Source organism: Pseudomonas sp. B111 (assembly GCF_026428275.1).
In the GTDB taxonomy this organism is placed as follows: Bacteria; Pseudomonadota; Gammaproteobacteria; order Pseudomonadales; family Pseudomonadaceae; genus Pseudomonas; species Pseudomonas aeruginosa.
In genome coordinates, this window is sequence record NZ_CP097857.1 from 2,494,437 (window position 1) to 2,519,206 (window position 24,770).

Sequence of the window (24,770 nt, forward strand, 5' to 3'; positions counted from 1 at the left end):
ACCGATACGACACCTTTGGACTGGAGATGTCGGACCTGTAGGAGCCCGTCGCGCTTGCGTTAGCGCTACGGGATAAGCAGTTGCCCCGCATCCTCCTTGACGCCAGGGGCGGGCTTTGCTGCCAATCCGCCAAAGGAAATGGCGGGGTCGATGTAGCGCATGGCCGACTTGATGTCCTTCCAGCCCACATAGGTCATCAGGGCCTTGAGATCCCAGCCGTTGGCCGTGGCCCAGGTGGCGAAGCCACGGCGCAGCGAATGGCTGGTGTACAGCTCGGCCGGAACTCCGGTGCGCTGCAGGATGTGCCGCAACAAGCTGATCAGGCTGCCAGGATGCAGGGCGTCATCGCTCAAGTGTCCCCAACGATCCAGGCGGCGGAACACGGCCCCGCGTGCCATGCCGGCGACACTGATCCAGTCGAGGTAGGCCTGTACCGGGCAGAGGCGCTTCAGGGCCGGCGCGTAATGGGTCGTGCCCAGGTTTTCCCGATCCCCCTTGCTCTGCGGCAAGAACAGACTCATACCGGCACCGGCCTCGGCCTGGATATGCTCGACCTGCAGGCGACAGAGTTCGTCGCTGCGAAAACCCCGCCAGAAGCCGATCAGCAACAACGCTGCGTCACGCCGGCTGCGTAGCAGGCTTGCCAAGTCGCCCGATTGCCGAGCGCGTTCGGCTTCCTGATTCAGCCACTGAACCGCCTGCTCCAGATGTTGTAGCTGTAGCGGGGCTGCCTGCTTGGTTTGCGCCGGATGCAGGGTGCGGATGCCCTTGAGCACCTGGCGCACCGTGGGCGTCTTGGTCGGATCAGGAAAACCCTGGGTGATATGCCACTGGGCCAGGGCGGCCAGGCGCTGTTTGAGCGTGCTGAAGCTCAAGGTATCGGCGTAGTCCACCAGGTAGCGCACGATGCTATCGCCGGTAGCGGGCAGGAAGCCACCCCAGGTCACCTCGAAATGTTCGACGGCTGACTGGTAGCTGCGGCGGGTGTTTTCCCGTGTGCCGGCTTGCAGATAGCGCTCGACGTCCTTCATCGCCCGAGTGTGCCCTTTGTGTACTGGGAAACGACCACGAAGCAGCCGTTTTTGCCCATCTCATTAAATAACACTCTATTATTCTATCTGAAATAATCCTTCAATTCTTGCTTTACTTCATGATGATTTAGAATGTAAATACATGGTATGTAATACATTACGAAATCGTAGGAGCAGACCATGGCCCGCGGCGGCATCAACAAGGCGCTGGTTCAGAAAGCCCGCCAGACCATTCTGGCGCGTGGTGAAAATCCCAGCATCGACGCAATACGGGTCGAGCTGGGCAATACCGGCTCGAAAACCACCATTCACCGCTACCTGAAAGAGCTCGAGGACGCTGACTCCGGCCGGAGTACCGTCGTACTGCCGCTCAGCGAGCAGTTGGCCAACCTGGTGGGCCAGTTAGCGGATCAGCTAAAAGAGGAAGCACAGGCCGCCGTGGCCCAGGAGCGCGAGCAACTGGCACGTGAACGACTCGACTACCAAAACCAGGTTCGGCAAGCCGAAAGCCGCATCCAGCAGTTGGAGGGTCAGTGCTCTGGTCTCACGGAACAGCTCCAGAATGCCCAGCAAGCACTGCAGCAGGAGCAACAGCTACGCCAACAGGCCGAGGTCGAGAATGCCCGCCTGCAGCAAGCCAACCACGACCAGGAAGCGCGCCTGCAAGACCGCGACGGGCAGATCCGTTCGCTGGAGGACAAGCATCAGCACGCCCGTGATGCTCTGGAGCACTATCGCCAGGCCAGCAAGGAACAGCGTGAGCATGAGCAGCGCCGGCACGAGTCGCAGCTGCAACAACTGCAACTGGAGCTGCGGCAGCTACAGCAGACCCTGATCGTCAAGCAGGATGAGCTGACCCAACTGAACCGCGACAACGCGCGCCTGCTCGCCGAGGCGCGGCAGCTGCAGAAGGATCAGCATGCACAGCAACAGCTTCTCGCTCAGAGGACTCAGGCCCTGGAGATCGCCCAAAGTACATTGGCCGGCATTGAACGTACGAATGAAGCCCTGGAGCAACGCTGTCACGCCTTGCAGGAGGAAGTGATCCGACTTGGTGAAGCCTCCTCAATTCAGGCGCAGCAAGCGCAGAGCCTGCAGGAGCGCCTGGCTGAAGCCAGCGCGCAACGGGTTCTACCCCGTTAGCACGGACACTTTCGAGTAAGCTCATACCGAGCTGAAGGAGTGTTCATGAAGCGCAAGAAATACAGTCCTGAATTCAAGCGGGAAGCCATCGAGTTGGTTCGTCGTTCAGGGGCGAGCTGTCGACAAGTTGCCCTGGAGATTGGTGTGGCTCCGAACCTGCTCACACGCTGGGTTCGAGAAGCACAGCCAGGCACAGTAACCGCTTAGGGTCCATTACAGACGGTACAACTACCAAGGTACGGATCACCCGCGGCGACGCGTTCTGGCCGAATACTTCAAGAGTCATGGAAATTGCTCTGAGCCGTGCCTTGGGGGACGTAATCTCGCTGCCCAGTGCCAAGCTTAGACCCATGATGGTGCCACCTTCAAGCTGAGCGCGGATCCGCCCGGATTGATCTGCGGGCCGCAGCCAATGGCCATGTCCACGCTCAGCACGCGCACTGCCCCTTTGTCGTCAACGGCCACCTCGAGCACAGCTATCGCAAATGGTGAGCTGGTGGTCGAGATTGTCGCTATCCACCCTCTTTCACCTTTTACCCTGGCTTGCTTCGCAAATATTGCGATAGGCTGAAAAATGGACGAATCGCTATTCGGCCTCAACCGCTGGAGGTTGCAGTTGCAATAGAGGTCACACGCTACACGTGGAAACCGCAATGCCGAGTAATAAATCTCAATCGACATCTATCCGAATTGCTCAGCGGGTCAAGCGTCTACCGAAAGGACATCCGTTCTCAATCAGGCGCTTTGCGCAAATTGGAACACGCAATGCCGTTTACAAGGCAATAGCGCTGCTGATCAACAGAGGCGAACTAGAGAGGCTACATCGAGGCATCTACATGCGCCCCAAACCTAGTCTGTATGTGACGCGGTACCGGCCTAGGGACAGTCTGAAAAAGACTTTCTGATTTTGGCAAAATAGCCGAACGCCACCCACCGAGTTTTCTGATGAAGCAGATGACCTTCGCCGATGCCGAGTACGCCGGCAAGCGCAAGCAGACCCGCAAAGAGCTGTTCCTGATCGAGATGGATCGGGTGGTGCCGTGGAAGGGGTTGATTGCCCTGATCGAGCCGCATTACCCCAAGGGTGAAGGTGGCCGTCCGGCGTACCCGTTGATGGCAATGCTGCGGGTTCATCTAATGCAAAACTGGTTCGGTTATAGCGATCCAGCGATGGAGGAGGCACTGTACGAGACCACCATCCTGCGGCAGTTCGCGGGGCTGAGCCTGGAGCGTATCCCCGACGAAACCACCATCCTCAACTTCCGTCGCCTGCTGGAGAAACACGAACTGGCTGCTGGCATCCTGGCCGTGATCAATGGCTACCTGGGTGACCGTGGCCTGTCGCTGCGCCAAGGCACCATCGTCGATGCCACGCTGATCAATGCGCCGAGTTCGACCAAGAACAAAGACGGCAAGCGCGACCCAGAGATGCACCAGACCAAGAAGGGCAACCAGTATTACTTTGGCATGAAGGCCCACATCGGCGTCGATGACGAATCGGGCCTGGTGCATAGCGTGGTAGGTACGGCGGCTAACGTGGCGGACGTCACCCAGGTCGACAAGTTGCTGCATGGCGAGGAAAACGTGGTCTGCGCCGATGCGGGTTATACCGGCGTCGAGAAGCGTGCCGAGCATGATGGCCGCGAAGTGATTTGGCAGGTGGCAGCACGGCGCAGCACTTACAAAAAGCTGGGCAAGAGCAGCGCGCTGTACAAAGCCAGACGCAAGATCGAGAAAGCCAAGGCTCAGGTACGGGCCAAGGTTGAGCACCCGTTTAGGGTGATCAAGCGGCAGTTCGGTTATGTGAAGACGCGCTTCCGTGGCTTGGCCAAGAATACTGCGCAACTGGTGACGCTGTTCGCGTTGTCGAACCTGTGGATGGCACGCCGACATTTGCTGACCAATGCAGGAGAGGTGCGCCTGTAATGCAGGAAATGGCCGCCGCGAGGTGTTCTCGGCGGCTAGAAACACCGAAATGAGCTGGTTATCTGATCGTTTTTGATCGGTTTGCCGCTTTCAAAATCGGCGGAGGCTGAAGTCAGCCGGAAATGCATGGCTACTTCAGACCATCCCTAGTGCTTGGGAAATTGTGAAGTTGATTGCTAGGCAGAACCGTCAAACCCTCCAAATTCACGGCGCCAATGCTGTACGAATGTTTGGTCTCAGCACCCAGATGCCATTGGTCCCGATTTACTACACCAGTGGGCCAAGTCGATCATACCAGTTCGGGAAAGGTGAGGTCCGCCTGATACATGCCCCGCCATTCGTTATGCAGCATGCCGGAACCGAAGTTGGGACAGCAATCAGTGCCCTGTTTTATCTAGGCAAAGAGGGGGCAACTGCAGGATGCATTACAGCCATCCAAAACGCACTCAAACCTGCAGACCAAATCACCCTGATGACCTGCAAAATGCCTCGATGGATGCGAAGAGCGTTGGAGCTTAATGACCGCCAGGGCTAGCGCCCTAGGAACACCGTGCTGCGGACAAAACCTTCCACCCGAGCACTTTGCCGGCAGATCTCACAAGTAATATTCGAAAGGGTTTTATCGTGTTCAGGGATTGCGCTCAATTTCAAATCCTATCGAATGCCTCATCGGCTACAGTCGCATTATTAATGATTCATATTCTCAAAGCGCTTCAGCTCTGTCTCAATCCGCTGAACAAGGTCACGTCGCGCTACTCCGCTTTCTTTGATCAGATAGGCGGCGGCTAGGATGGTTGCCGGGTGGACATCCAGCACACTGGCGAGTTGATCGACCTTCTCGATGGTCGGCCCCTTGATGCCGCGCTCCAGACTGCTCAGGTAGGTTCGGCTACTGACGCTAGAAAAGTCTTCCTGGGTAAGGCCCTGCTGCTTGCGCAACCTTTTAAGTACCAGTCCGAATGCTGTGCTCAGCTCCATTTTGCCGATCCTGAAAAAGGATCGATGAAGCCTTTACGAACACTATAGGGCTACAATCTATAGGATTCATTTTCAGGTGAAGGGCTATGTTCACGACCTATCGGAGTGCGGAGATCCACTTGGATACCGCAGAGGGCACCACCACCCAGCTGTGGAGCTATGTTGAGCAGGAAATCAGCTGGCCTTGGTTCTACCTGCAAATCGTTCGGCGCCACGGCCGTCAGGCCTACCGAAGCATGCTGATGGTTAATCACGCCCATGATCTAAAAAAGATCATTGACGACCAGTCGAACCTGGCCTGGGCGGAAGAAGTGCAGCTGGTCACACCGGCACACGTCAACGGCCACTCAAGGTGGCTGATGGAACCACTGAAAGAAGTGTGCGTCGTTCGAGATGGGCCCTCCGGAGATCCGGGCTACCTCTATAAAGTCGCCAATGGCGTCAGCTACTCAATGCATCACCGGAGGAACCTGGACGCACTGATCGTCACCGACGTTATTTTTTCGGCCGAGATGCATCTTCGGCGGAGTGACATCAATGCTTAGAGGGAATTTCGCAACGACAGAGGTGGCCCGTCAATGTAGGGGCGTCTGCTCTACCTCAGAGGTATCGTAAGATGAATGCAACTCAGGTAGTGATTCAAGACTGGGACGGCGATGGCGCCATCCGGATTCCGGACGATATCCTCCAAGTAATGGGAGTTGAGGTCGGCGATAGCCTCTATCTCATCGAAGAGTATGTCGGCACTACCCGCTGTATTGTGTTGAGCAAGACTCCCCGCGTTCCAGACCGAATTGACGAATTGGTTGAGCACATGGACTCCGGGACAAGGTGAAAGCATAGCCACCAGACGAATCAGGGTCCTAGAGGAGCCAGTACTAATGCCCGGAGCCGCGAGTCTCGGCTTGAGCAGCCGTGTTGGACTTCGACTTGGTCGGCTTAGCCTTTGCGCGCCTGGCTCGGGGAGGTTTCACCAGCTGTTGCTCTAGTGTGCTGGCCCGTGCCTTCTCAGCGGCAGCGACCTGTTGCGCCTCGAGAAGTTGAGACAACACTGTGTCTAGGCGCTGGCGCAACTGGCCGTGTTGCCTTGTCACGGTCTTGAGTTGAGCGGCGGTTACCCTACTTTCCTCACGAGCTCGATCGACCTCGCGGTGGGCACGATCTTCGGTACCGCGCAGGTAAGTCGTTGCGGCATCACGCTCTTGGATCAGCTGCTGCTGCGCGACCTGCAACTCCTGGCGCAGCACGGTCACCTCCTGCAACGCTACTCTGCGCTCCTCGGCAAGCTCAGTGCAGCGGCTTTTTTGGTCCGCCAGTTGTGTCTGCTGCTGTACCAGCAGCAGCTCCAAGTCGGCTAGACGGGTCTCGGCAGTATGCTGAGCTGCTTGCGCGGCAGCTACCTGCTGCCTGGCCTTAGCTATCAATTGTCGTGCCTCATCCTCGACTGTGGCCGCTTGGAGCCGCTCGGCTTCTATCACGGCGCGGTGTTCGGCCAGCGCCTGCTCGGCAACGCCCTCCGCCAAGAGCATGGCCTGTTGCCAGACTGCGACAAAGGCCTGCGAGATCTCCGTCGGCAGCGCTGGCAAGCGTGTTTCGCCACGCAGGCGCTGAGCCAGGCGTTCCCACCACTGGTCTAGCAAGGCGCCGACCCGCGCCGGGCTGCCGCGCCCCAGTTCCTGGCGCACCCGCTCCACCGTCGGCCGCTCGCCACGCTCCAGCACCGCATCCGCCGCGGCGAATACTTCGGTTTCCGGTACGCCTACCGCCATCGCCAGCTCCTCGCTATATTAGGTCTGATAAAAGAACGTTATCCGACCTAATTTAATTTAAATCGAATATTTAATACGTTGAACGTAATGAATAATACGTCAATATCAACATCTAGTGACTGCGGTCTGCTAGCCGTCCATCACCTCAATGCAGAGGCCCGTTCCGCCGCGGCAGCGTTCGTTGCCGCCGGCACCGCCGCCAATACCGTGCGCAGTTACCGCAGCGCCCTCGCCTATTGGGCTGGCTGGCTGCAACTGCGCTATGGCTATACGTTGGAAGCGGGGCCGCTAGCCGACACGGTGGCAGTGCAGTTCATCCTTGATCATCTGGCGCGTCCGACAGACGGAAACTGGACTCACCTACTGCCGCCGGCGTTGGATGCCGCGCTGGTCGACGCAGGCGTCAAAGGCAAGCTCGGCGCCCTGAGTTACAGCACGGTGCGCCATCGTCTGGCGGTGCTCGCCAAGTGGCATGACCTGAACAACTGGCCTAGCCCGACCGAGATGGCGTCGGTGAAAACGCTGCTGCGCGACGCGGGCAAGGCCCAGGTCAGGCAGGGAGTGTCTGTGCGCAAGAAAACTGCGGTAATGCGCGAACCTCTGGAAGCCATGCTTGCTACCTGCACCGATGGCGTGCGTGGCCAGCGTGACCGCGCGCTCCTCCTCCTAGCCTGGAGTGGCGGTGGCCGTCGGCGCTCCGAAGTGGTCGGCTTGCAGGTCGGTGATGTACGCCGATTGGATGCTGATACCTGGCTCTACGCACTGGGCACGACAAAAACCGACACTGGCGGGCTGCGCCGCGACAAACCTCTACGCGGGCCGGCTGCACGAGCCCTGGCCGCCTGGCTGGAAGTTGCGCCAGCCGAATCCGGACCGCTGTTCCGTCGAATGTATAGGGGCGGCAAGGTAGGCACCCAAGGCCTGTCAGCCGATCAGGTGGCACGGATTGTCCAGCGCCGCGCCCAGCTGGCGGGTCTGGACGGCGATTGGGCCGCGCACAGCCTGCGCTCAGGTTTCGTCACCGAGGCAGGGCGTCAGGGCGTACCGCTGGGCGAGGTGATGGCAATGACCGAGCACCGCGGCGTCGCCACAGTGATGGGCTATTTTCAGACCGGACTGCTCCTCAATAGCAGCGCAACCCAGCTGCTGAAAGCTGAAAGTAGTAACGGAAAATAGTGAGAGCGCAAGACAAATCTAAAGGTGACCTACACCGTGGCAACCGGGCAAGCTTCCACACTTGCTAGTACGCCTTTCCCAGTAAACCCACGCTGGGCGAGCTTACGCTGTACGAGCTTGAATATGAATTAATTGCCCTCACCGAGCAGACATTGTAACGCACACGCTGCACGACTGCTTGAGCATCAACCGTTTGATTGACCCCTCACGCTAAATGCCTTGATCGGCGAGACTCTATATTCACCGCCACGATCAGATAACAAGTCTCTCAATCACCGTTGTAGTTTCGCTCTCACTGCTATCGCTATCAGGTCTTATCAGTAGAGGGCCACCAAAACCATCGCGATAAATTTCTAAGGTACAGGTTGGAGTTCGGCACAACGTTCTGAAGCCATATGAAGATTTGCGAATGAAATCTAGCGAACGGTAGCGCCACGGTAAAGAAATTCCAAACCGGCACAAGATTAAAAACTCCTTACCTTCGGACACTTGGAGCTGCAATCTTCCTAAGATCGATAGATATGCCACACGTAGTTCACGATAATTCCATTCTGGGCTTAGTAATGGAATTACATCCTCAGCGTATGCGAACCCTGAGGAAAGAGCTGATATACTTCCAGGCACAGGCCAATTTAGGTAGGCAAGCTTTAGACGCAACAGTATGTAGGCCAAGGCAACTGGGCACAATTTAGCTTTTTTCTCTGTCCCGTCCGAATAACCAGTTACGGTATTAATACTAGCTACGCATGAACGATGACCTGATAAGTATGAAGACTCCAAGCGTTCGCATGCCTCTTGTATATTATCGATACGACATTCATATTTTCCCCAAGATCCTGCCTCAGAGAAGCTTGGAAGTTTCACCCAAGCTATCGGCTGGTCATCGCGGCGTATTTTGGCAATTCTCTCTGGGCTCTGCATTCTAAAAGCGCGTTCGAAAGGAGCTGTGAAACCCTGTCGACAACCCGAAAATTTATAATAATACGCGCCATGGATAGACCCTTCCTTATGAGTTTTTTTAACTTGGGTATACCACGAGGCCTGGGCTTCACCAAAGTGCTGCAAAGCACTATCCAACCCTTTACTTCGGCGCATCTTAATCTCTCTCACCAAACCTATATCGTAGAATCCGCACTCTCGACAACGACTTGTGATCTGAGGAATCGGTTTACTAGCTTGAAAGCCTCGCAGATAATTATCACTGCAAAGCGAACATGCTACTAGTAAGTGGCACTTATGCAAAACACACACCTTATGCCATTCTACCAAATTAAATACAGAGTGATAACCGAAACGAATGCAATAGGGGCAGAAGACGATGCCTCTGCCCAGATCAGCTAGACCCTCAAAGGGCGCATAGTTCCAGGGTAAGTGTTTTTCCAATTCTGGGAACTTTAACTTTATAGTATCAATAGAGTCCGGCTGAAACCATTGCCAAATGCGGCGCATATTCAAGCATTCATTCCCTAGAACCCGGCCAAGAGAAGGTAGCCCCATGAAATTCGCATGCGACAACTTCAAATAAATGGATAATATTGATTCATAGGGCATCGGCTCAGGAACAGGGTAGAAAAGATCGTTCATTGGCCTCCCCCATTAATGCTTCGGCAGAATTCCTGAAAATTACTTTCCCTGACTGCCTCCTCTATTAAGTCTACCGCCACGACTAGCGTCGAGCAGTCCTCATGACTAAGAATCAAGAATAAATATGCAATGGTTTGCGTCAAATGCTGCATTGGCAAGTTATTGACGTATTTACCACTTGCGACGCGAGACATTTCTCGCCAAATGTCTTCTGATAAATCAGCTAGCCTAAAGTTACTAGCATAAGCCTTAGGCAGTAAATCTTTGGTAAAGCTATCGCGAGGATTGTCGGGAAATGGACTGTCCGTGTCGTAGAGGGATAGTATAGTGCATAGTTGTTTTTGATTAGTGACACCATATAGCGGTCTTATGTCGCTTAAGAAGCGTCCGATTATATGTCTGTCATCATTCGAAAGAAACTCCACCACTCTCTTTTCAATTGAAGGCATGGCAAAGGAGACTACCGTCAAGGTGATATTGCAAGCTCGCAATTTGTTATACAAATCAGCAAGCTGGTTAAAATCACCAGCAGATAGTCTTTGCAGCTCGTCTATAAGCATTACTATTTGTTTTGCGTTGTTAGCTGCAGCTCTTATTTTCAGTCTTTCGATCAACATAGCTTGACGTTGAATGAATGTAGTGCGGGTGCTGGGTCTAATTTCCTCCATCTCTATCAATTGATGGACTATTGATGAATACTGTGGGTGTATATCTTTATTTGTCGCCGCAATCATGAAGGCGTAAACGTTGTGAAATTTTTTTGGTATTTCGTGAACAAGGGCTTCGCAGCATCGAGTCTTCCCTATCCGAGGCTCACCAGTGAACACAACACCGGTTTTACGCATCAGCACTTTGAAACAGGCATTCTGCACAACTGACATTAAGGTAGGGGTATTTAACTGATATTCAGTGCTGAGAAGAGGGTGCAGGAAATCCATAGGCTTCTCTCAATTGAAGATATCTAGAAATCTCCAACGTTCGGAGACAGAATTACTTGGTTGCTCAGGTACTATTTCTACCTGCCCCTTAGGTATTAGCTGACTGGTATCACAACGCTCTTCTTGCAGCCGCTTTAATTCGCGAGCGTTCGCTGGACTCGCGTTGGCAATCAGGTGTTTTTGCCACGCAAGCACCGGGTGTTGGCCTTCCGCGATTTGAAATTCTTTTTTTGCTAAGGCCCGGTTTACTAGTTTTCTAGTGGTGACGCTATGAGCGATATGGCGCCAAGAGGCCTCTACAGTTAGCATGCCTAAGTATATTCCGTCATCTATATAAGCTTCTACGTAACGGTAATCGTGCGGCTTTATCCGAATGGTTAATTTTTTCCCTATTAGATGCGGAGAATTTGCCAGTTCCGTACTTGTATATATGGCCTGGTCTAGTTTTATTCGCGGTCGGATACCGTGCTTTATACTTCCGGTAACCTTAACTTCTCGAGTAGAGCTCCCCAATGATACGCTATTTATATAACTCTCTGGTGTGGCTGGGATCAGGAGATCATCATTAGCACAATAGTCCCTGAGTATATCAAGGGGACTATTCGCTTTATTCATCCCGCCTTGAGGTGTTCCATTATAATTTGCGGTATAAACGTCCATGACTTCAAGTGCATCGTCAACATCTATCTGGTAGCGGATCGCAGCCTTCTCAGGGGCATCAGCCCGTCCGTCGGCTGGGGAGCTTCCTGTGGTAGATGGAAGTTGGTGCATTACCTTGGTAGCTATGCGTTTGAAAAGTCTTTCAATATGGGGTCTGCGAGCCGGTTGCCCTAAAGGCCCAAAGTTGATGGAGAAACCAAGGCTGTGCAGGGCTAATTCATAAACTTTATTTGCATGGTGCTGCATAGCATTGTCTAAGCAAATTCCGCCCCAGATATGATGGCGTAGCTTCGGCACGGAGTAGCAGGGCATGCCTGATAACTCGCTATACCGAAGATCCTTAACATTGAGGATTTCGCGGGGCGCCCAGCCACCGACGTAGGCCTCACATATTAAATCCACCAGATCCTGCGATCTTACTTCGCTAGCGAATACAAACTTGGTCGCCAGAATAGCATTGCTTCTCCTACAGATTGCCGCCATTAACCAGATACGGCTTATGACGTCTTTAGTCTTGGTACGCTTATCGCCACTAATATTAAGTACAAAGAAAGCATCTACATGATAGGAGTCAATTTCAATAAGGTCATACACATCGCAACTCTCAAGAAACGGACTGTATCCAGTTCCGACCTTGCTATGAATTAGGGCTATTGAGCCTCCGGTTGCAAGCGCGGCTCTTTGAAAGTCATCGTTTAGAAGCTTATCTATATATCTCGTAATCGTCCGGCGAGCTCCCCGAGCTTGGTTAAAAGGCCAATCTTCGGCAGTAAGACCAGCTGCAGCGCAGATATCATAAAAAATGTTACACAATTGCCTTTTGTCGTAACGGCTGCCGCAAGCATATTCAAGGTCTGTTCGAAAAACCGCCGCCTTAAATTTTTCTGAAATAGTTGGAAACTTCGCCAAGGTATAGCTTAGCGCGCCAGACATCCCGCCTTTTTGTTCGCTTCCTTTTTTTTCAAGAGGCTTCCTTCGTTGATACGATACGATACGGCTCTGGGGAATTAAGGCAGACTCGCCCCAAAAAATCCCCTCTTCCGTGAGTGCTGTATATCTTTTGAAGAATCTCGTGATTTCGCTCTCAGGAAGCCCCGTTATTCGGTGTATTTCTGCGCCTGTCAGGCCATCAAGTTTTAACTCGATTGCGTGCTGGCGCCGCACGAAGCTTTCTCTAATTGCAGGCTCTAATAACGATGGGTCGACCTTCTCGAATCCAACACTGCTCAATCGCTCTCTGGATATTTTATTCTTCATTCAACCACCACCATGTGTTCAATGAGAAAAAATTATCTTCAAAGCTAACATCTATTAATCTTGCGGAATACATCCGACAGAAAACTAGCAAGCACAAGTTTCTATCGTAAACATAAACTGCTGAAAGAAATGCCCGTAAATTTCCTTTTTTTGCGAGATGAATATATCGCTTGGATTCCTCAATGAGACCTGTGGGCACATACAAATGTCGTCCAGCGCTAAGAAAGCTCGCAGCCCTCAGTAGGGTAAAAATCTTAGACTTGTCTGCTATCCAATGCTCATCATTATACTCAACGTACTTGTATTTCATACTTTCGGCAGCACTCGACTTCTCCGCATAATTATCAGAGAATCCGCTGACTCGTAGAAAATGCAGTTCAATCGGCCCGTTCACCGGCTGAACTTCGACATGATAGTCTATGAAGCCAAGTGTGCTAGAAGCACCAAGCGACTTGGATCCTGGTTCGAAGTTGAAGTTTTTTATGAGAGGAGAGAATTCTAGCTTCAAAAGCCAGTGAGCTAATTGGCGGTCGCTACCTAGCAATAGTACGCACCCTGCCTTGGTACTATAGGTTGCCCATAGGTTTCCGAAATAGTTGCCGCGCTTTGTAAAATATGAGGTTTTACTTTTTTTAGGCATAACCACCCCCGTGATGGGTTGTGGATATGCTGATCCTTATCTCAATTCCTTATGTTCGGGGCATTCCAAATAGTCCATTTCTTTAGCATAGCTACCATCTTGACTTGATTCAACTCAGCAGACGTGCGCTTGCTGAAGCAGGAAGCAGCCCCAGCGACGCCTATCATCAGCAGGAGCGATATCTGCCTCATAAATGCCTTAAACCTGCGATGGAAAACCTCCTTCTCTTTAGTCAATGAAGCGTGGAGCGCCGTGGTCAGCTTGGCCTGCAGGAGTTATTAGATGATATAGAGAAGATATTATTTATAACCAAACTGCATTAGCAACTTTCTGCCATGTACGCTCTGTCATAGCTTCAAAGTTCTCAGTCAATGACAGATAATATTCTTGTGAAAATCTAGATATCATCGGCAACCTACTGATAATCAATCACTTTACATTTTTCTAGCTTTTTAAATATTTACTTCGCATTACTTCCGGGCTGCTCAGAATGTTTTTTCAGCTACGCTTCGTTTCTGTGTCATGGACAGAGCGTAATCATGCCAAAGCTGATAGTTGCCATCTGGTCGGTCAATACGAAAAATCATGCGGCTACGCCAGACGCAAGGTTTGCAAGCCTGACTGTTGCAATACAGAGTGCCTGGACTACGATGATGACCCTTGCGGATGGGGAAACGGTATCTTATCTAGGGGCTCAGCCACCCGCGATAACACCACAAAGCGTCAGCGTTCATACAGCAAGAAATAAAAGCGTCAATTACCTGTTCATTGCCCCTGAATACCTGTTTACAGCAAACAAGGACATTCCTAGCCATTTCATGACGGAAACGCAATTTGAACTAATCAGGGCGCAGCTTGTATTCCTCAGTCTTCGCTTTCCAAACCTGATGATAATTCCAGGTAGTGCTGGATGGTTCAAAACGAGGATGCGCTCAGCCGTGAAGATATTCCGTAAGTCACTTGCACAGCCGCAACGTGAGCGCGGCCCGGAAGCGTCCCGCGACATGAATAAATACCTGGAGCGATACCAGCGCTCGATCGATACGCCGCTCGACTACCGCGGGGTCGTACCCGACCTGCATTTATCTTCCTACAAAAATCAATATAAGGATCTTAAATATGGACAGACATACGATCTCGAGCAGGCTTCACCAAAGAGCGGCCAGCATGCGGCAGGATTGAAAATAGCCAAGAACACATGTTTGGTGCTCAAGAGCGCGACGATCATTCATCGTTACGACAAAATCTTCGAGGCTCAGGATAGTACCGATACCGATATGTCGAAAGCCGATAGGCAGGAGCCTTTTCTATTCATGCCAGGCGAAGCCAGCCCGATTTTCGAGTCCGCTGGAATAAAATACGGCGTCGAATTGTGTGTAGATCATAATTTTGCTGCCTTGCAGGTGTGGTGCAAGAAAATATGCCACCCTCCTTCGCCGGTAGATATTCAAATCCTCATGTCTGCAAGCACAGGGCTCGAGAGTTCAAATATCGCGGCCACGCAATTCGTTCTCCATGCAGATTGCCATGGTGCCAGCGTCATAAAGGCAAATGGGGAAGACGTCTCGCCTGCACGATCTGCCGCAGAGGATCTCCCCGTCTATGTCCTGGAGTGGTAGTTTGCAAGCGAGGTTTCAGGCTGCTCAATTAAGGATCAGGTTCTGCCAGTCTCACTGACATTGATGTGAGTCAGCCGGCTCTGGTGATCGAACAACAGCCAGTTAGACCCTCGCCGCGGAGATGAGCTGATGCGCGAGTTTCATGACTTGATCCTTTAAGAGGTTCATGAACGAAATACATCGCCTATAAGTTAAATTGAATGCATCGTTTATCAAGCCCTCGATCTTTTGCGCGCCGTTCTCCTCCATGCATGGTTTGAAGCCTTTAACTCGAATCCCATCCCTCGACGGCTCGCTGTGCAGGTCAAATCCCGGACAGATCCGGCAGCACCCGCACAAGATGCCTGCTGCCGATCTTCGGTACCGCCTCTGCACGGAGCCCACTGCATGAAATGCTGTATCGCCGATACGAGCCCGTCATGAGCAAATACTCATCCTCACGCTGAATGTCCCGCAGCCATGACGGTCCATCTATGCTGCATATTCGCAGCCTGCCGGCTGCTCTGGCACTCCGTCTGGACAATGGATTGGCAATCAACAGTCGAATGGATAGATCGACGTTGAATGCATTGGGACGACGTCCGCTGTCTTGGGTCGAAACCGGAACATGACATGAAGATGAAATTGTAGGTATGTTCCATTGACGATGACGGCGCTGCTGCAGCAAGCACCGTCCTGCATTGAATATTCAAAAAGTGCTCTGGCGGGACTCATCTTTCTATTCGAAGATGAAACGAGCAGGTGTAGTGGTCTACTGATCCCGGACACCGATTTAGGCGAGAATCCTCGCCGTGAGAGAGGTGTCTGATGAGCAAGCAACGACGTACGTTTTCCGCCGAGTTCAAACGAGAGGCCGCGGCCCTGGTGTTGGACCAAGGCTACAGCCATATCGACGCCTGCCGTTCGCTGGGGGTGGTGGATTCGGCCTTGCGCCGTTGGGTGAAGCAGCTCGAGGCGGAGCGCCAGGGTGTGACCCCGAAGAGCAAGGCGTTGACGCCTGAGCAGCAAAAGATCCAGGAGCTGGAAGCCCGGATCAACCGATTGGAGCGGGAGAAAGCGATATTAAAAAAGGCTACCGCTCTCTTGATGTCGGACGAACTCGATCGTACGCGCTGATAGACCAGTTGAGTGAGCAGGAGTCGGTGGAAGTGGTCTGTTCAGCTTTCGATGTGGCGCGGTCTTGCTACTACGTCCACCGTCTTCGACGGCGGCGTGTCGATGCTCGCCGCGTGGCGCTACGCAGCCAAGTCAACCAGTTGTTCAGCCAGAGTCGGGGCTCGGCCGGCAGCCGCAGCATTCTGGGCATGCTGCGCGAAGAGGGCGTGACCATCGGCCGTTTCCGAGTGCGTCGGTTGATGCGTGAGCTGGGCCTGGTCAGCAAGCAACCGGGCTCGCACGCCTACAAACAGGCCACGGTTGAGCGGCCGGATATCCCGAATCGGCTGAACCGCAAATTCGCGACCGAGCATCCCAATCAGGTGTGGTGTGGCGACATCACCTACGTCTGGGCGCAAGGCCGTTGGCACTACCTGGCCGCGGTGCTGGATCTGCATACCCGGCGGGTGATCGGCTGGGCGTTCTCGGCCAAGCCGGATGCCGAACTGGTGATCAAGGCCCTGGACATGGCCTACGAACAGCGCGGCAGGCCACAGCAGGTGCTGTTCCATTCAGACCAGGGCAGCCAGTACGCCAGCCGCCTGTTTCGGCAACGGCTCTGGCGCTATCGGATGCAGCAGAGCATGAGCCGTCGTGGGAATTGCTGGGATAACTCGCCGATGGAGCGCCTGTTCCGCAGTCTGAAGTCGGAGTGGGTCCCGTCAACGGGTTACCTGACGGCGCAGGAGGCCCAACGGGACATCAGTCATTACTTGATGCACCGCTACAACTGGATCAGGCCGCATCAATTCAACGACGGGTTACCACCTGCGGTGGCCGAAGAAAAACTCAACCCACTGTCCGGGATGGGTTGACCACTACAAGGCAACCATAGCAGAAGGACGACGGATGTCACCTAGCCCCTCCCCCGACGAGCGTCGGCTTGTATTCGAAGCGCGCCGACTGACCATTGAAGCACTGGTGAAAATCTATCTTGAGCAGGTTTCTTCCTCAAGGAACCTGGTGACGGTCTACCTTCGCCTCATGTTCACGTTGTCACTCGGTGCCCTCGCCGGCGTGATAACTCTATATGGGACCATGCTTCGCTTTGGCACTTCGGCCAGTATCAGCATGATCACTCCCCTGGAGGTGGTTCTTGCTATCGCAGCGCTTGCGGCCCTGGTCACTTCGGCTCTGCTTTCCGCGCGGGCGCTCCAGAAAAGTGCATTCGATGTCGCTCCGCTCTTGCATAACCCATTTCCAAGCGCGGACTCGGTGATCGATTCAATATTCGATGCAGACGATATCGATGAGCGGCAAATACTCAGAAAGCTTTATTTCGCCCTGGACAAGACTGTCGAGCATCAGCCTCCTCTCAGGCTCAGCACTCGTCTGATCACCCTCTTCCTTATTGGCGGTCTTTTCCTGACCGGGGCATCCTTTTTACTGTGAAGAGCGCGTTCGGTCTTTATGGTTATTTATCATCATCGATCAGGGGAGTACTCCAGATCACCAGTTCAAGGGCCGCGGCGATCTGAATGCGATGATCGGCAAGCCGGACGGGCAACAGGTCCTGGGCACGCTCCAGCCGGCGCAGCAATGTGTTGCGATGCGTGCCCAGCGCTTCTGCGGTCTGGGTGACATTGCAGCCATTGGCCAGGAAGGCGTGCAGCGAGCGCTGAAGCACCGAAGGCTCCGTCGCCAGCCGCCCCAGGGTGCTCAAGACGAACTGCCTGGCCGCGCGGTCGTCCTGGGTCATCAGCGACACCATCCTCACCTGGTCGATGGTGGCAACGGCGGGTGCGCCCGCCAGGCGGCCCATCAGCCTTTGCGTCGTCAGGGCCTCCAGATGCGAGCGACGGAAGCCATTGACTCCCGTGCCCGGCGAGCCGATTGCCGCGCGAATCCCTGAAAACCGCAGTGCGATGCCTTGCAGCAGGTTCAGGTCCAGCGGTTTCGCCGCATGGCTCCAGACCCACAGGGTCGCGGGGCCGGCGAATACGATCAACGGCGCCGCCGTGCCCGTGAGTTGCGCCAGGGTACGCGCCACATCCTCCAGAAGGCGGATCTCGGCGTCCGGGCTTTCGCACCAGACCAGGCCGGCGTAGTGCTTCTGGAAAAGGCTGTAGCCCAGCCGCCTGCCGAATTGCTCCGTATCCACATCCCTGCCCTCGAGCAGCCGACTGACCAGGCTTCGTTTGTCGATCGGGTCGTCATGGGCCTGGGCGCTCTTTTCTTCGAGGATGATCTGGGTCACCACACGCATGTTGCTGTCGATGAACTCCGAGATGGACCGCGACGAGACCTCCAGGAATTCCTCGAGCACCCTGGGATCCTGCGTCAGGTTGAAGGCCATCTTCATCCATAGCTCCCAGGCGGTGTTCTGTGTCGACCTCGCGACATTCATCAGCAGCTCGGACAGCCCTCTGCGGGCGAGTTCCCTGGCCGTGTCCACCATGTCGGCCGAGACGTAGGGTTGCACCGGTTCTCCGGGGCGCTGCAGATTGGCGTTCGCCCAATGCAGCAACTCTGCGCGGTTGGCGCGCCGGCACGCCGCGAGGATGACCGGGTCCTCCAGCAGCTTGGCATCTTCCGGTGAAGAGAACAGCGCCTGATTGAGGCGCTCGACCCACTCCGGCGGCAGCGTCTGAGCGAGCTCGGCGCCTTTGCGCATGAGTTCACGAACGGCTTCCGATGGGCGTGGCCAGGAGGATGGCGTACTGGTCATGGGCGGTGCAAATCACTCAGAAATCACAGAGGAAATGGTGCAATTCGTACCTTGGTGCAAGGTTGGGGGAAACCTAGCATGAACTCACTGCCTGAACAAAAAATACAAGGAGGCGCCGTGACGCTCCATGTTCTTTTTTTGGGGTTTAGGGCAGTGGCAAGCGGGCTTGTTCGCCGGTGCCCGTTGCCCGGGCAGCGACCCGCCTGCGCCAACCGTTCCTTCAATCCGGAGTTCTTTCAATGTCAGCCTCTCGCGATACCTTCAGCCTGCCCGTCGTAACCCGCTCGACTCCAGCGCAAGAGATTGCACTGCTGAGCGACCAGGCAGGTGCGGTGATCATCCGCAACTTCATGACCCCCGAACAAGTCGCACGGATCAACAACGAACTGGACGCTCCCCTGGCCGCGCTCGAGGCCGGCTCCAAGCACCAGCACGAGCTGATCGCCGAGTTCCATGGCCGCCAGACCAAACGGCTCACCAACCTCGTCACCCACAGCAAGACCTTTCGCGAGAAGATCCTCGATGACGACCTCTTTCACGACCTGGGGAACGTGCTCTACGCCGCGGAGTGCGGTGACTGGTGGCTGACCACGGCCCAGTTGATCGAGATCGGCCCAGGCAACAAAGCGCAAATGCTGCACCGCGACATGGCGCAGTACCAACCGTTCGTGGCCATGAATAAACATGCGCCGCGCACCATCACCAACCTGATGCTGGCGCTGACCGATTTCACCGAGGAAAACGGTGCCACGCGCTTGATCCCCGGGAGCCAGGACTGGGATGACTTCGACGATGTAGGAACCCCAGAAATGACGATCCCTGCCCTGTTGAAAGCAGGAGATGCCGTGCTGTTCGGCGGGAAAGTCGTTCATGGCGGCGGGGCCAACGTGACCACTGACTTCTACCGTCGCGGGCTGACCATCCCGATGCAGGCTTCGATCATCACGCCTGAAGAGGCCTACCCGTTGATCGTGCCGCTCGAACTGGTCAGAACGCTTGCTCCGCGCGTTCAGAAGATCCTCGGCTTCCGCTCCCAGTACCCCAATGGCAGCCCAGGCCTGTGGCAACATAACTACGCAGACCTGGCCGACTATCTCCAGCTCTAGAAGTCTTCCACGCTGGCCGGCCTGGCCCCGAAGGCGCCAGGCCCAACCGAGTCCCCGGACAAGCAAAGAGGCCGGTGAACACTTTCATTCCTGGCGGGGCATTACTCCGCGACGTGAAAACAGCAGCGGCGTGCCGTCGGCGTTGAACAGCGCCGCCGTCAGCGAAAGGCCGTCAGCCGACGGTGCTTCCTGGAAACTGTTTCCACCATCCCTGCTCCGTACCTTCAGTCCGTCAAGCCCGACCGCCAATACCCGAGCGCCAGCCACTGCTATGGATGTGACCGAGCCCTTGCCTTGCGTTGGCACTCTGCGAAAAGCCTTGCCATCGGCAGAGCCCTGCAACAGGGTGCCACGCTGACCACCCAGCAGCAGACGCCCATCGGCCAGCACCGCGCCAGACCACAGGGTACCCTCATAGCCGGTATCCAGGTAACGCCAGTTCTTCCCCTGGTCGTCGGAGCGCAGCACCTGCCCATGCTCGGCCGTGGCGTACAGGCTGCCGTGGTTGTCGGCAAACAGCCCCATCAGGTTGAGGTCGGCCCGCTTGGCTCCTGGAGGCGCTTGCAACGGCTGCTCCGTCCATGTCTTGCCGCCATCTTCGGTGGTCAGCACCAACGACCAGAGCCCTACCGCAACGCCCTGCCGGGCATCGAAAAAGTGCACGGCGAACAGCGGCCGGTCTTCTTCGCTCGACAGGCGCTGGACCTGCCAGGATTCCCCGCCGTCGGCGGTGGACAGGATCGCGCCCCAGTGACCCACCGCCCAGCCGTGCCTGGCATCCACGAAGGACACACCCGTCAATGGCGTGGATAGTGGGACCGAGCGTGCCTGGCGCCACTGCCTGCCCTGGTCGTCGGACAACAACACGACACCGTGGTCGCCCACGGCAACCACCCGCTCTCCGGCCCAGCCGGCGGCCAGCATGGTGGCCTGCGTGGCATTGCCCGCCTGCACGGCCGGCACGGCCTGCAACGGCGCGGCCTGGAGAGACATCAGCGGCAATCCTGCTGCGAGCAAGGCCGCGGTGAATGAAACCCTGAACTTCATGCTTCTCTCCTCAGTGCACCAGCGCGCCGATCATGCGCACGGGACGTTTGCGCGGGAACGCCCGCTCCAGCCATACGGCGAAGGCCGACAGCACGGTCATGGCCATGACCATGTTGACGATGAACATGAAGGCCAGCAGCTTGCCCATGTCGGCCTGGAACTTGAGCTCCGAGAAGGCCCAGGTGGCCACGCCAACGGCCAGGGTGATGGCGGTGAAAATGGTGGCGACGCCCACCTCGAGCAGCGCGTACTCCACCGCCTTGGTGATCGTCTGGCCATGGGCCAGGTGCAGTTGCAGGCGGTTGTAGATGTAGAAGGCGTAATCGACGCCAATGCCCACTGCCAGCACCATCACCGGCAAGGTGGCGATGGTCAGGCCGATCTGCAGCTCCTTCATGAACCAGTAGCCAATGAAGGTGCCGATGGTCAGCGGCAGGCAACACACCAGGACCGCCCGCAAGTCGCGATAGACCACGAACACCAGCAAGGCGATGGCGGCATAGACGTAAAGCAGCATGGGGGTCTCGCTCTTCTCCACCTCTTCGTTGATCGCTGCCAGGACGCCGGCGTTGCCGGAGGTGAGGCGGATCGAAATGCCTGACATCGGATACTCGCTGCGGAACGCCTTGGCGGCGTCCACCACTCGGTTGATGGTCGTGGCCTTGTGATCGGCCAGGTACAGGTGCACGGCCGACATGCTGCAATCGATGCGCATCAGCCCGGGGGTTCGCGCAACCTCGGTGGCCAGCGCGGCGTAGTTCATCGGGTCGATGGGCACCGCCGCCATCTTCGGGTTGCCTTCGTTGTAGCCCTCGTTGAACTGACGCATGGTGGTGGAGAAGGACGCGACCGAGAGGACGCCGGGCACCCCCTGCATGGCCCACACGAAACGATCCTGGTACTGGCCCAGGGCGACATCCTCGCAGGCCACCTCGGAAGGAGCCTTGTCGACTTCGAACACCACGCTGAGCCAGTCCAGGCCAATGTCGTAGTTGCTGGCGATGGAGACCGCGTCGCGATTGAAGCGCGAGTCCTCGCGCAGCTCCGGCGCACCCGCCTGCAGCGTGCCGACGACGCGGTCATGGCTTTGCCAGATCGCCGCCAGGAACACCGCCAAGGCCGCGCCGAGCACCCACTGCGCCTTGCGTGGCTCGGCGAGCCGGGCCAGGCCCCGCAGCCAACGGCTGCGACGCTGCCGGGAAACCTCCTGGGCGGCCGCGTACTTGCCGTCGACGCGCAGCAACGACGCCATCAACGGCAACATCACCAGGTTGGTGACGATCTTGTAGGCCACGCCAAGCGAAGCCGTGATCGCCAGTTCCCGCACCATCGGGATCGGGATCAACAGCAGCGTCACGAAGGAAACCAGCGCGGTCACCAGCGCCAGCGTCCCGGGAACCAGCAACCCGGTGAAGCTCGAGCGTGCCGCCTCTTCGGCGCTCTTGCCGATGGCGATCTCGCGCACGATGAAGTTGATTTGCTGCACGCCATGGGAAACCCCGATGGCGAACACCAGGAAGGGCACCAGCACTGCCAGCGGATCGAGCCCGTAGCCCAACAGGCGCAGGCTGCCGAACTGCCAGACCAGCGAGGCCAGCGAACAGACCAACGCCAGCAAGGTGAAACGCAGCGAGTGGCAATACCAGTAGACCGCCCCCGCCGTCAGCAGCAACGCCAGCAAACAGAACTCCAGCACGGCTGAAGCTCCGTCGGCGATGTCGCCGATCTGCTTGGCGAAACCGATGATCTGGATTTCGAAATCGCCGTCTTCGAAGCGCTGGCGGATCTCTTTCTCCAGCCGATGGTTGAAGGCCACGTAGTCCAGATGGGCGCCCTGGCTATCGTACTCGTTGAGTTCCACCGTGATCATCGCGCTGCTCTGGTCCCGGGAAACCAGCGTACCGATGAAGCCGCCCTGGGCAGTGGAATTGGCGATCTTCGCGATGATCCGGTCATCCAGGTGCTCGGGAGAAACCGTCCCGGGTACCAGCGGATCAGCACGAAAACCTTCCTCGGTGATTTCGTTGACGAAGGCGTTGGGCGTCCACAGGGAGCGCACGCTGCTGCGCGATACTCCGGGGAGGAAGGTCACCGCCTGGGTGACGTCATACAGCCGCTTCAGGCCCGGGGCGCTCCAGATATCGCCCTCTCGGGCCTTGACCACGATGGTCAGTCGGTTCGCCCCCAGCAGGTCATTGCGGTAGGCCTCGAATGTCTCGATGTATTCGTGGCCTACCGGCAATTGCTTTTCGAAGCCGGCATCCATGCGCAGCTGTACGGCGAACCAGCCCATGATCAGCGTGAATACCGCCAGGCTCGCCAGCACCAGCCGGCGATGCCTGAACAACACACCTTCGACATATGACAACAGGCCACGTGTCGGGGCCTCAGGTAGCTTTACAGAACCGTTCACGGCAAGCCTCACAAGGTGCGGGAGATCGCGATGCCGACATAATCGCGGTCACGATAAAGCTGGTCGTAGGGCGTCTCACCGCCCATGAACTTCGCGTAGTTGAGGGAAATCTGCCAACTGGCCGGGTTCCGCACGAAGTTCAGGTACAGGTTCATGCTGCTCGCGTCCTCGGTGAAGGTTGCGCTGAGGTTCGGTGTCCGTCCTCCCAGCGACCGTGCATAGAAGACGCCCGGCGTGACCTGCCAGCCCGGCAACAAGGTGCCGTCATAGGTCAGGCTGAAGTCCAGGTTGATCCCTGAAGAGGTCTTGTCGCCACGGGACTTCGGCGCTCTGGCAGGATCCAGCTGCCAGGCATTGAGTCCCGCGGCGAGCGGTTCGCCATTGACCTCGTCATGCAGCCCCGGGTACTTGATGACCACCAGTTCGGTCAGCAAGCTGCCCGTGCTGGCCCCGCTGAAATCCAGAAGCGTCGGGGAATTGGACGGCGTGAAGCTGTACAGGCCGGTCAGGTGCCACTGGAATTTCTTCTCGTCCTTCCAGCATTTGCCGCCGTTGCCAGTACACAGGTCGATGACCGGGTTGAGCATGACCGAGTCCTTCGGCCGGTACGACAGCTCCGTACCGACGGCCCAGTCACCGATCGGCATGTTGGCACTGATGCCGTACATCATCCGGTCTTCCTGGTACTCCCAGGTCGGTGCCGCCGCGAAGGTGTTCGGGTCGAGAATGGCGACACGCAACGATGGCAACTTGTCGTGATAACGCATTACGTAGAAGCCATAGGCGACGTCGCTGTCCTCCGGCTGCCAGCGCAGCGAAAGGCCCCACTGGCCGCTGTCGCGGGCGTCCTTTTCGGAGAATCCGTAGTCCCCCCTGCCCTCACCCAGCGCGTTGGTGGTGGACCAGTAGCTGCCCACCGGCGGCAATTCGCTCTTGTTCCAGCGGAATTGATAGTAGGCCTCGACGTTGACACCCGAACCCAGGCCCGACGCGACACTGAGCATCGGCGCCGGCAGCACGGCCTCCTTGAGCTGCACGCCGGGGCGCGCCAAGGCCTGGTAATCGTAGGCGTTGGTATTGTTGATGCCACCGGCCACGAACAGGCTTTCGCCCCAGTTGATCACCTGGTTGCCCAGGCGGGCGCGGACCCGCTGCCCGCCCACGTCGAAGCCTTTGCTCACCCACAGGTCCAGCAGGCGGGCCTTGAACGCGAGGTCGTCGCGGGCGTCGTCGCTCAGCCCGTTGCTGCCGACGCTCTCCGGGGTGTTGAACGACAGCGTGCCGGTGGTATCGGTGGCAGCGAAGTCGCGGATCCAGGTGCCGCGCGCCATGAAGGTGATGTCCTCGGGCATCTTCAGCAACAGCTCATGGGTGCCCTTGAGGTAGTTGGTGAACATGTCGCCGCGGTCGTAGTTCAGGTCGCCCTGGTCGGCCACGCCGGAGCTCTGCGCCAGGCAGCCGGAGGGCGCGTTGTGCCCGGTCGGTCCCTGGTTGATCAGGTTGCAGCCCCGTGACTCGGTACGCAGCCCCATGCCTGCGGTGATCGTGGAGTCGAAGGAGCCATTGAGGGTTTCGGTTTCGAACGTGAATCCCATTGCCAGTGGGGTTGTGCACGCGATGACAAGGCCTGAGGCTTTCGTAATTATTTTTTTCATGCTGG

At 56.3% G+C, this 24,770-nt stretch carries 21 protein-coding genes and 1 pseudogene; 12 read left to right on the forward strand and 10 right to left on the reverse strand.

Annotation, left to right across the window (positions count from 1 at the left end; genetic code table 11):
• Window positions 1-65 precede the first annotated feature (65 nt).
• Window positions 66-1,031 (reverse strand): site-specific integrase, encoded by a 966-nt coding sequence (locus M6E97_RS11590; protein ID WP_049310674.1) that lies wholly within the window; start codon window positions 1,029-1,031, stop codon window positions 66-68.
• Between the two features lie 180 nt (window positions 1,032-1,211).
• On the opposite strand from M6E97_RS11590, the gene M6E97_RS11595 reads away from it, so the two are divergent.
• From M6E97_RS11595 to M6E97_RS11615, 5 genes and pseudogenes are all read left to right on the forward strand, one after another.
• Complete coding sequence (locus M6E97_RS11595) at window positions 1,212-2,174, forward strand: DNA-binding protein (RefSeq protein WP_049310675.1); 963 nt, start codon at window positions 1,212-1,214, stop codon at window positions 2,172-2,174.
• A 45-nt stretch (window positions 2,175-2,219) separates the two neighbouring features.
• Window positions 2,220-2,378 (forward strand): annotated as a pseudogene (locus M6E97_RS11600) (transposase); the annotation flags it as partial.
• A 449-nt stretch (window positions 2,379-2,827) separates the two neighbouring features.
• Window positions 2,828-3,079, forward strand: a complete 252-nt coding sequence (locus M6E97_RS11605) for a DUF6088 family protein (protein ID WP_267262550.1) — start codon at window positions 2,828-2,830, stop codon at window positions 3,077-3,079.
• Between the two features lie 40 nt (window positions 3,080-3,119).
• Window positions 3,120-4,100, forward strand: a complete 981-nt coding sequence (locus M6E97_RS11610) for an IS5-like element ISPst7 family transposase (protein WP_014595514.1) — start codon at window positions 3,120-3,122, stop codon at window positions 4,098-4,100.
• A gap of 106 nt (window positions 4,101-4,206) precedes the next feature.
• A complete protein-coding gene (locus M6E97_RS11615) occupies window positions 4,207-4,635 on the forward strand; it encodes a DUF6088 family protein (RefSeq protein WP_267262740.1) in 429 nt (142 codons plus the stop codon).
• A gap of 152 nt (window positions 4,636-4,787) precedes the next feature.
• Here M6E97_RS11615 and M6E97_RS11620 read toward each other — a convergent pair whose 3' ends face one another.
• On the reverse strand, window positions 4,788-5,078 hold the full coding sequence (locus M6E97_RS11620; RefSeq protein ID WP_023100471.1) for a helix-turn-helix domain-containing protein: 291 nt from the start codon (window positions 5,076-5,078) through the stop codon (window positions 4,788-4,790).
• 86 nt (window positions 5,079-5,164) lie between these two features.
• Between M6E97_RS11620 and M6E97_RS11625 the strand changes: the two genes are divergently transcribed.
• Window positions 5,165-5,623, forward strand: coding sequence for a hypothetical protein (locus M6E97_RS11625; RefSeq protein WP_023100472.1), 459 nt, complete (start codon window positions 5,165-5,167; stop codon window positions 5,621-5,623).
• Window positions 5,624-5,694: 71 nt separating this feature from the next.
• Window positions 5,695-5,913 (forward strand): hypothetical protein, encoded by a 219-nt coding sequence (locus tag M6E97_RS11630; RefSeq protein WP_023100473.1) that lies wholly within the window; start codon window positions 5,695-5,697, stop codon window positions 5,911-5,913.
• A 43-nt stretch (window positions 5,914-5,956) separates the two neighbouring features.
• Here the strand turns inward: M6E97_RS11630 and M6E97_RS11635 are convergent, their stop codons facing one another.
• Window positions 5,957-6,847, reverse strand: a complete 891-nt coding sequence (locus M6E97_RS11635; protein WP_023100474.1) for a DNA-binding protein — start codon at window positions 6,845-6,847, stop codon at window positions 5,957-5,959.
• A 78-nt stretch (window positions 6,848-6,925) separates the two neighbouring features.
• Between M6E97_RS11635 and M6E97_RS11640 the strand changes: the two genes are divergently transcribed.
• Window positions 6,926-8,023: a site-specific integrase gene (locus M6E97_RS11640; protein ID WP_370691832.1), complete on the forward strand. Its 1,098-nt coding sequence runs from the start codon at window positions 6,926-6,928 to the stop codon at window positions 8,021-8,023.
• A gap of 252 nt (window positions 8,024-8,275) precedes the next feature.
• Here the strand turns inward: M6E97_RS11640 and M6E97_RS11645 are convergent, their stop codons facing one another.
• From M6E97_RS11645 to M6E97_RS11655, 3 genes are read right to left on the reverse strand one after another with little or no spacing between them, the layout of a single operon-like run.
• Complete coding sequence (locus M6E97_RS11645) at window positions 8,276-9,607, reverse strand: hypothetical protein (protein WP_023100477.1); 1,332 nt, start codon at window positions 9,605-9,607, stop codon at window positions 8,276-8,278.
• Entirely contained in the window at window positions 9,604-10,545 is a 942-nt protein-coding gene (locus tag M6E97_RS11650; protein WP_049310677.1) for an ATP-binding protein, read from the reverse strand. The genes M6E97_RS11645 and M6E97_RS11650 overlap by 4 nt, the downstream gene beginning before the upstream one ends.
• 9 nt (window positions 10,546-10,554) lie before the next feature.
• Window positions 10,555-12,462 carry a Mu transposase C-terminal domain-containing protein gene (locus M6E97_RS11655; RefSeq protein WP_049310678.1) on the reverse strand — a complete coding sequence of 636 codons (1,908 nt, stop codon included), beginning with the start codon at window positions 12,460-12,462 and terminating at the stop codon, window positions 10,555-10,557.
• Between the two features lie 1,179 nt (window positions 12,463-13,641).
• Between M6E97_RS11655 and M6E97_RS11660 the strand changes: the two genes are divergently transcribed.
• The 3 genes from M6E97_RS11660 (at window position 13,642) to M6E97_RS11670 (ending at window position 17,268) form a co-directional block, all read left to right on the forward strand.
• Complete coding sequence (locus M6E97_RS11660) at window positions 13,642-14,721, forward strand: hypothetical protein (RefSeq protein ID WP_124123651.1); 1,080 nt, start codon at window positions 13,642-13,644, stop codon at window positions 14,719-14,721.
• An 807-nt stretch (window positions 14,722-15,528) separates the two neighbouring features.
• A protein-coding gene (locus M6E97_RS11665; RefSeq protein ID WP_087920907.1) for an IS3-like element IS222 family transposase occupies window positions 15,529-16,691 on the forward strand; the annotation gives its coding sequence in 2 pieces (ribosomal slippage) (window positions 15,529-15,784 and window positions 15,784-16,691; 1,164 coding nt in all).
• A gap of 34 nt (window positions 16,692-16,725) precedes the next feature.
• Window positions 16,726-17,268, forward strand: a complete 543-nt coding sequence (locus M6E97_RS11670) for a hypothetical protein (RefSeq protein WP_003122765.1) — start codon at window positions 16,726-16,728, stop codon at window positions 17,266-17,268.
• A gap of 22 nt (window positions 17,269-17,290) precedes the next feature.
• Here the strand turns inward: M6E97_RS11670 and M6E97_RS11675 are convergent, their stop codons facing one another.
• The gene (locus M6E97_RS11675) at window positions 17,291-18,490 is read right to left on the reverse strand and encodes a PucR family transcriptional regulator (RefSeq protein WP_003160255.1); all 1,200 of its coding nucleotides are present in this window, start codon (window positions 18,488-18,490) and stop codon (window positions 17,291-17,293) included.
• 293 nt (window positions 18,491-18,783) lie between these two features.
• Between M6E97_RS11675 and M6E97_RS11680 the strand changes: the two genes are divergently transcribed.
• On the forward strand, window positions 18,784-19,650 hold the full coding sequence (locus tag M6E97_RS11680; RefSeq protein WP_033939864.1) for a phytanoyl-CoA dioxygenase family protein: 867 nt from the start codon (window positions 18,784-18,786) through the stop codon (window positions 19,648-19,650).
• 84 nt (window positions 19,651-19,734) lie between these two features.
• On the opposite strand, the gene M6E97_RS11685 is transcribed toward M6E97_RS11680, so the two are convergent.
• The 3 genes from M6E97_RS11685 to M6E97_RS11695 are packed head-to-tail and all read right to left on the reverse strand — an operon-like array spanning window position 19,735 to window position 24,765.
• Window positions 19,735-20,697, reverse strand: coding sequence for a WD40/YVTN/BNR-like repeat-containing protein (locus M6E97_RS11685; protein ID WP_019485414.1), 963 nt, complete (start codon window positions 20,695-20,697; stop codon window positions 19,735-19,737).
• Window positions 20,698-20,707: 10 nt separating this feature from the next.
• Window positions 20,708-23,110 (reverse strand): efflux RND transporter permease subunit, encoded by a 2,403-nt coding sequence (locus tag M6E97_RS11690; protein WP_049310588.1) that lies wholly within the window; start codon window positions 23,108-23,110, stop codon window positions 20,708-20,710.
• Window positions 23,111-23,118: 8 nt separating this feature from the next.
• Complete coding sequence (locus tag M6E97_RS11695) at window positions 23,119-24,765, reverse strand: DUF1302 domain-containing protein (RefSeq protein WP_003089183.1); 1,647 nt, start codon at window positions 24,763-24,765, stop codon at window positions 23,119-23,121.
• Window positions 24,766-24,770: the final 5 nt, after the last annotated feature.

Bases quoted from the DNA above. Each gene is read 5' to 3' on its own strand.
- M6E97_RS11590 (WP_049310674.1), bottom strand. From the start codon at position 1,031: ATGAAGGACGTCGAGCGCTATCTGCAAGCCGGCACACGGGAAAACACC.
- M6E97_RS11595 (WP_049310675.1), top strand. From the start codon at position 1,212: ATGGCCCGCGGCGGCATCAACAAGGCGCTGGTTCAGAAAGCCCGCCAG.
- M6E97_RS11605 (WP_267262550.1), top strand. From the start codon at position 2,828: ATGCCGAGTAATAAATCTCAATCGACATCTATCCGAATTGCTCAGCGG.
- M6E97_RS11610 (WP_014595514.1), top strand. From the start codon at position 3,120: ATGAAGCAGATGACCTTCGCCGATGCCGAGTACGCCGGCAAGCGCAAG.
- M6E97_RS11620 (WP_023100471.1), bottom strand. From the start codon at position 5,078: ATGGAGCTGAGCACAGCATTCGGACTGGTACTTAAAAGGTTGCGCAAG.
- M6E97_RS11625 (WP_023100472.1), top strand. From the start codon at position 5,165: ATGTTCACGACCTATCGGAGTGCGGAGATCCACTTGGATACCGCAGAG.
- M6E97_RS11630 (WP_023100473.1), top strand. From the start codon at position 5,695: ATGAATGCAACTCAGGTAGTGATTCAAGACTGGGACGGCGATGGCGCC.
- M6E97_RS11635 (WP_023100474.1), bottom strand. From the start codon at position 6,847: ATGGCGGTAGGCGTACCGGAAACCGAAGTATTCGCCGCGGCGGATGCG.
- M6E97_RS11645 (WP_023100477.1), bottom strand. From the start codon at position 9,607: ATGAACGATCTTTTCTACCCTGTTCCTGAGCCGATGCCCTATGAATCA.
- M6E97_RS11650 (WP_049310677.1), bottom strand. From the start codon at position 10,545: ATGGATTTCCTGCACCCTCTTCTCAGCACTGAATATCAGTTAAATACC.
- M6E97_RS11655 (WP_049310678.1), bottom strand. From the start codon at position 12,462: ATGAAGAATAAAATATCCAGAGAGCGATTGAGCAGTGTTGGATTCGAG.
- M6E97_RS11660 (WP_124123651.1), top strand. From the start codon at position 13,642: ATGCCAAAGCTGATAGTTGCCATCTGGTCGGTCAATACGAAAAATCAT.
- M6E97_RS11670 (WP_003122765.1), top strand. From the start codon at position 16,726: ATGTCACCTAGCCCCTCCCCCGACGAGCGTCGGCTTGTATTCGAAGCG.
- M6E97_RS11675 (WP_003160255.1), bottom strand. From the start codon at position 18,490: ATGCGCAAAGGCGCCGAGCTCGCTCAGACGCTGCCGCCGGAGTGGGTC.
- M6E97_RS11680 (WP_033939864.1), top strand. From the start codon at position 18,784: ATGTCAGCCTCTCGCGATACCTTCAGCCTGCCCGTCGTAACCCGCTCG.
- M6E97_RS11685 (WP_019485414.1), bottom strand. From the start codon at position 20,697: ATGAAGTTCAGGGTTTCATTCACCGCGGCCTTGCTCGCAGCAGGATTG.
- M6E97_RS11695 (WP_003089183.1), bottom strand. From the start codon at position 24,765: ATGAAAAAAATAATTACGAAAGCCTCAGGCCTTGTCATCGCGTGCACA.